Here is a 6,000-nt window from a genome sequence, read left to right on the forward strand (position 1 = left end):
CTCAGCGGCGCGCGCGCCAGTCACGGCGCAGCAGGCCATACAGCGCGCTGTCCGATACCTCGTCATCAACTATCCACCGCTCGCGCAGCAGGCCTTCCTGCTCAAACCCGAGACGGGTCAATGCCTTGGCTGATGCGGCGTTGCGCGGATCGATATCGGCTTCCAGCCGGTGCAGTTGCAGCGTATCAAAAGCAAAGTGCAGCAAGGCAGACAGGGCTTCATGCATCAAGCCCTGGCCCCAGGCATTGCTGGCCAGGCCATAACCGATTTCGGCGCGCCGGCACTGCGGCATGAAATTGAACAAGGAGCAATTGCCGATCAGTCGCTCATCGGCCTTGCGGATCAGGCCGAGACGCAGGTGCTCGCCGCTCGCCAGGGTTTGCAGATCGCGCGCGATCAGCTGCTCCGCTTGCTCGCGGCTGGTCCAGGGCGGCGTGCTCCAGTAACGCATCACCTCTGGGTCGGAAAACACGGCGAACAGGTCATCTGCATCGCTGGGCCGCATCGGGCGCAGCAGCAAGCGTTCGGTGCGCAATTTCACGGTGTCGAAGGCGGGATGCATGGGCGTGCCTTGGGCTATTTGTTGCGATAGGCGCAATAGCCTGGTCGTGGGCCGACCTGCGGGTGCTTGCGGCAGGTATTGGGCCGCTGCTCGTAAACGGTGCAGCGGCGGCTGTCGGCATCCAGATACAGGCAGTCGCCATTGGCGCGCCGTGCCAGGGTAAAGATGCTGTGTTTGTGGTTGAACTGGCCGACGATGCGCGCCTTGATCAAACGCTTGGCAATATTCTTGGCCGGCTCATGCTCGGCTTCGAACGGGTCGACCACGCCCAGCCTGACGAGATCGACCAGCTTTACCTCGACCGGCATGGTGCAGCAGGTAGCCTGGCAATCGTCGCACAGGCCGTTGCGGTATTTGATCCAGCTGCCCAGCCGGTCGAGATCGGAAAAATGGATGATGGCGGGTTTCATGACTTTGGCACGAATGACAGCCGCCAAGTATAGCGATACGGCCAGCAAGGCTGGCCGTAAGTGAGTGTTCGGTACTGCTTACCACAGATCGTTGCTGGCCTTTTCCAGCAGATGGTCTTCGATCCGCCGCCGCACGGCTCCGCGTTTCACCATGCACTTGGTGTGCTGCTCGCGGGTGCTGGGGGCATCTTTCATCAGACGACTGAGTGCTGCTGCCGAGTCGGGCTCACCGCCGGCACGGGCCTTGGTGGTCTTGGACATGTCGCTTTACTCCTGGGTTGATCTGCTCCGGCAGTAAAGATGCCAGTCCAATGCGACGTTCAGGTGACAGTGTGCACCGCCGCGCACTGTCGGCCTGCGCCACATCTTGCGCAGATCAAGGTAAGTTACGCCGCAGCCAGGCGCCTGTCGAGCAAAATGGCCGCAGTACAGGCGCTTGCGGCGTTCTGCCTTCGCCATTCACTGAAAAATGCCGTTTTGCCCATGTCGAAAAGTGTCGCATCCTTGCCGCAAATACCGGGTGGGGTATCGCTCCTGGGCGGCGGAAACTGACAGTCCAGAAATGAAAAGACCCGTATTGCTGGCCTGCGTAGCAGGGGCAATACGGGTCAAGTCGGGCTAGCGTAGCGGCCCGGTCTGAATCACCGGCTACCAGAGGTCGGCGGTCGACTTCTCCAGCAGCAAATCTTCCACCTTGCGGCGTACATCACCGCGTTTGATCATGCGCTCGCTATGCTGCTCGCGCGTGGTGGGGGCTTCCTTCATCAACTTGCTCAATGCCACGCTGGTATCTGGTTCGCTGCCAGTGCGGGCTTTGGATGCTTTGGTCTGGGTCACTGCATTTCCTCCCTCGGGTTGATGATTGGCGGGTAACAGTTTGCGGCGCGCATTTTACCGTTTGTCGTGCGCGATTTCGCGCACATTTTTTGCCTTGCCATCGGATCTTGCCTGCAAGACGACGTGACAGCAGCGTGCGCTGGCGCATATCAAGCGGCCGGGCTGCCGTTCTGTCCGGGCCTGCCTTGGCGGCGGCGCAGGCGGCTGGTATCGATGAGGCCGCTGGCACGTGCGCGCAATTGGCCGCAGCCGCCATCGATATCCTGGCCGGCTGAATTGCGTACCTTGGTCAGCACGCCATGGCTGTGCAGATAGCGTTTGATCTCGTCGATACGCTGGGCGGATGGACGCTGGAATTCATCCGATTCCAGGCTGTTGTAGGGGATCAGGTTGAGCACGCCGAACTTGCCGCGTAGCAGCTGCAAAATACCGGCCAGTTCGGCCTCGCTGTCATTGATGCCGGCCAGCAAAGTCCATTGATACTGGATCGGGTAGCCCACCCTGCGCGCATAGTCCTCGCCCAGCGCCACCAGTTCGTCTGGCGAAATTTGCGGTGCACGTGGCAGCAACTGGCTGCGCAGGTCCGCTTGGCTTGAGTGCAGCGACAGAGCCAGCGCCGGCTTGACTCGCAGCGCGGGCAGGCGCTCGAAGACGCGCCGATCGCCCACGGTGGAGAACACCAGATTCTTGTGGCCGATATTGCCATCGCTGCCCAAGAGCTCGATGGCTTCGACCACATTGTCGAGGTTGTGCGCAGGCTCGCCCATGCCCATGAACACCACCTTCTTCACCGGGCGGATACGTCGCGCCAGCACCACCTGGGCGACAATTTCGCCACTATCGAGCTGGCGCAGCAGGCCGGATTTGCCGGTCATGCAAAAGGTGCAGCCAACCGCACAGCCCACCTGGCTGGATACGCACAGGCCATCGCGCGGCAGCAGCACGCTTTCCACCATCTGGCCATCACTCAGCGCCACCAACAGGCGGATCGAGCCATCGCCAGCCTCGTGCTGGCTGTGTATGCGCGCCAGGTCCTCCAGTTGCGCCGCAATGGCGGCAATGCCCTGCCGGACGGTGAGCGGGAAGTAGTCCTCGCTCTTCTGATGGCGGGTGCCGCTATCGAGCGGCAAACCCTTGAGCCAGGCGCGATTGATCCGGCCGATATGGCAGGGCAGGGCGCCGATCTCGGTCAGCGATTGGTGGAGTTGCTGAATTCGCATGCGGTGAACTTTTTGTTGCTGGTGCCGGGATTGCGCGCAAAGGCGCGACGGCCCCGACGGCTCGTGTGAAGGTCTACAAGTCGCTACGCCTGTGAAGCGGCTGCTTACTCTTCGACCTCGCCATCACGGTATTTCCACCAGCCCTTTACCCGGCTGAAGCGGCTTTTTTCCGACAATTTGGCTGCCTTGCCGCCGATCTTGAATTTGGCGACGAACTCCACCGTGCCTTCGTCGTCATCGACGCCGCCGCCTTCGCAGCCAACAATGGTCAGGCCCACCCATTTGGCGGTGTCGCCATCGAAGTCGAGGCTGGCGGGGCGGGTATCGGGATGCCAGCTGAACAGCAGGTAGTCGGCTTTTTTCAGGACAAAGGCGGCATAGCGCGAGCGCATCAGCGCTTCGGCAGTGGGCGGGCCTTCCTTTTCCATATGGTAGAGATAGCAGCAATCCTTATACGGTTTGCCGGAGCCGCAGGGGCAGTCAGAGGGGAAGGCGTGTTTGGACATGTGGGGCGCGTTTCAGGTAGAGGGTTGGTGTGCCGTGGCCTTGCTCAAGCAGCCGTACTGCCCGGATGCAGGTAGCCGCATTCGTAGCAGTCGAACAAGGCATCGAGCAGTGCCGCGCTGTATTGACCGGCCGGCAGGCGGCGCTCATTGGCGAGCTGGCGCAGCTGGCCATGGCAGGCCGGATCGGCGTCTAGCGTGTCGCCATTGATATAGATGTGTGCATCGTCAAACAGCATTACCGTTTTCAGATCGAGCATCACGCCGTGTTTGGCGAGCTGGCGGGCAAAGGCTGCCTCGTCCAGATCATCTTGCGGGCTGTCGTAGAACACATGGGACTTGGGTTCGCTGAAGTAGCGCCCGACAAAATCGGCCACCGTGTCCTTGTCCCACTGTATGCCTTGCAGCATGGTCTGGACGCGGGCGACGAAGTCGTCTGGCAGGCGCGCCGGATTGCTGGTTGCCGCTAAGTCGGGGTCGCGGTACATGCCGTCCAGTTCGATATGGTCACGCAGGTAATCGAGAAAGGCACCGCCGAGTTCCTGTGCTGTCGGGGCGCGAAAGCCGACCGACCAGGTCATGCCTTCTTCGAGCGACACGCCTTCATGGGCATATTTGGGCGGCAGATAGAGCATATCGCCGTGCTCGAGCACCCATTCCTGCTCTGGCTCGAAGCGCTGCAGCACCTTGAGCGGTGAGTCGGGCACCAGGGCCAGATCGGTCTGCGAGGAAATGCGCCAGCGTTTCTTGCCGCCTACCTGTAGCAAGAACACATCATAACTGTCGAAATGCGGCCCGACGCCGCCACCGGCTGGCGCCCAGGAAATCATCAGGTCATCAAGGCGCACATGCGGGATAAAGTCGAAGCGATACAGTAGCTCGGCACAGAAAGGCACGTGGTGATTCATGTTCTGCACCAGCACGGTCCAGTCGGCATTGCCCAGCTTCTTGAAGCGCGATGGCCGGAACGGGCCGGATTCACACGACCATTTGCCCGCCTTGACTTCGACCAGGCGCGACTCGACATCGTCCTGGCAAGCGAGATCGGTCAGGTCGCCAAGGCTCGGTAGCCAGTCGAATTGGGTGACCGCCTGGCGGATCAGCAGGGGTTTTTTCTGCCAGTATTCGGCGAGGAACTGTTGCGGCGTGATATTGCCAAGCGGCGGATAAGACATCGTTGATCTATAGTCGCGTTAATTTGGCCCGATTATCGCACGACGGCGCCAGGGCACCGAGGCACCACGATGCCGAGGGCGGCAGGGGGAGCACGGTGAGCAAAGGAGGCGACTGATGCTGGAGCCAGGAATCGTGGCACCCGATTTCGAACTGCCGGACGCTGCAATGGATCCGGTCAGCCTGTCGGACTATCGCGGTCAGAAGATTGTCGTCCTGTACTTCTACCATCGCGACAACGACCCGGGCTGCACCCGCGAGGCCATCGAGTTTTCCGATCTGGCCGATGGCTATGCCAAGGCCGATGCGGTGGTGCTGGGCGTCAGCCTTGATGACCCGTTCTGCCATGAAGACTTTCGTGACCGGCATGGCCTGTTGGTGCGGCTCTTGTCCGATACCGACACGGCGGTATCGCGCCAGTATCACACCCTGCGCGAAATGGAACGCGATGGCGTGGTAAAATTGGCACTCATCCGTTCCACCTTCGTTGTCGATTACGCCGGCACCTTGCGCCATGCGCTGTACAACGTAAGCCCCCGCGGGCATGCGGCGGATGTTCTTCAACTGGTTCAACAACTGCACGCCGAGGCCCGTGAGGCCGACGTGGCTGCCTCACGCTAGGAAACCCAATGGAAATCGCAAAGAACACGGTCGTATCGCTGCAATACCAAATGTACGACTCGGCCGGCGAAGTGCTCGACGAAACGCAGGATGGCGAGCCGATGGTTTATTTGCACGGCGGCTACGACGGCATCTTCCCGCTGGTGGAAGAGGCGCTGCATGGCAAGGCGGCTGGCGACAAGATCGATGTGACCATGGAGCCTGACGATGCCTTTGGCGAATACGATGCCGAACTGGTTCGTATCGAGCCGCTTGATGTATTCCCCGAAGAAATCGAAGTCGGCATGATGTTCGAAGCCGATGATCCGGAAAGCGGCGATGTCATGCTGTTTACCGTCACCGAAATTGCCGACGGCAAGGTGGTGGTGGATGGCAATCACCCACTGGCCGGCAAGCGCATCCGCTTCGCCGCCTCGGTGCTGGAAGTACGCGCCGCATCGGCAGAAGAATTGTCGCACGGCCATGTACATGGCCCGCACGGCCATCACCACTGATACCGGATTTGCTTCGCTCAAACGCCCGGCCAAGCCGGGCGTTTTGTTTTTTGCCGAGCGCAGGAGTCGGCAACCTGGATAGACGGGAAGAGGGCATGTGCTGTGTCGCCTTTTCGGCACGGTAAGGCGATGTGGCCAGACTGCCCCAAAACCAGAACATGTTCTTCTTTTCGACCGGCG

9 protein-coding genes are annotated in these 6,000 nt (G+C 60.8%); 2 read left to right on the plus strand and 7 right to left on the minus strand.

The window, feature by feature from the left end; all coding sequences use genetic code 11:
- Position 1 precedes the first annotated feature (1 nt).
- From ACE3OH_RS00580 to ACE3OH_RS00610, 7 genes are all read right to left on the minus strand, one after another.
- Positions 2-562 carry a GNAT family N-acetyltransferase gene (locus tag ACE3OH_RS00580; protein WP_374347133.1) on the minus strand — a complete coding sequence of 187 codons (561 nt, stop codon included), beginning with the start codon at positions 560-562 and terminating at the stop codon, positions 2-4.
- A gap of 14 nt (positions 563-576) precedes the next feature.
- A complete protein-coding gene (locus tag ACE3OH_RS00585; RefSeq protein WP_374347135.1) occupies positions 577-972 on the minus strand; it encodes a YkgJ family cysteine cluster protein in 396 nt (131 codons plus the stop codon).
- 78 nt (positions 973-1,050) lie between these two features.
- Positions 1,051-1,233, minus strand: a complete 183-nt coding sequence (locus tag ACE3OH_RS00590; protein ID WP_374347137.1) for a hypothetical protein — start codon at positions 1,231-1,233, stop codon at positions 1,051-1,053.
- A gap of 387 nt (positions 1,234-1,620) precedes the next feature.
- Entirely contained in the window at positions 1,621-1,809 is a 189-nt protein-coding gene (locus ACE3OH_RS00595) for a hypothetical protein (RefSeq protein WP_374347139.1), read from the minus strand.
- Between the two features lie 149 nt (positions 1,810-1,958).
- On the minus strand, positions 1,959-3,029 hold the full coding sequence (locus ACE3OH_RS00600; protein WP_374347141.1) for an RNA methyltransferase: 1,071 nt from the start codon (positions 3,027-3,029) through the stop codon (positions 1,959-1,961).
- Positions 3,030-3,133: 104 nt separating this feature from the next.
- On the minus strand, positions 3,134-3,535 hold the full coding sequence (locus tag ACE3OH_RS00605; protein ID WP_374347143.1) for a YchJ family protein: 402 nt from the start codon (positions 3,533-3,535) through the stop codon (positions 3,134-3,136).
- A gap of 44 nt (positions 3,536-3,579) precedes the next feature.
- Positions 3,580-4,707 carry a JmjC domain-containing protein gene (locus tag ACE3OH_RS00610; protein WP_374347145.1) on the minus strand — a complete coding sequence of 376 codons (1,128 nt, stop codon included), beginning with the start codon at positions 4,705-4,707 and terminating at the stop codon, positions 3,580-3,582.
- 115 nt (positions 4,708-4,822) lie between these two features.
- On the opposite strand from ACE3OH_RS00610, the gene ACE3OH_RS00615 reads away from it, so the two are divergent.
- Together ACE3OH_RS00615 and ACE3OH_RS00620 are read left to right on the plus strand one after the other, a co-directional pair.
- Positions 4,823-5,326 (plus strand): peroxiredoxin, encoded by a 504-nt coding sequence (locus ACE3OH_RS00615; protein ID WP_374347147.1) that lies wholly within the window; start codon positions 4,823-4,825, stop codon positions 5,324-5,326.
- An 8-nt stretch (positions 5,327-5,334) separates the two neighbouring features.
- Positions 5,335-5,820, plus strand: coding sequence for a peptidylprolyl isomerase (locus ACE3OH_RS00620; RefSeq protein WP_374347149.1), 486 nt, complete (start codon positions 5,335-5,337; stop codon positions 5,818-5,820).
- Positions 5,821-6,000 lie beyond the last annotated feature (180 nt).

Source organism: Chitinimonas sp. (genome assembly GCF_041904975.1).
In the GTDB taxonomy this organism is placed as follows: domain Bacteria; phylum Pseudomonadota; class Gammaproteobacteria; order Burkholderiales; family Chitinimonadaceae; genus Chitinimonas.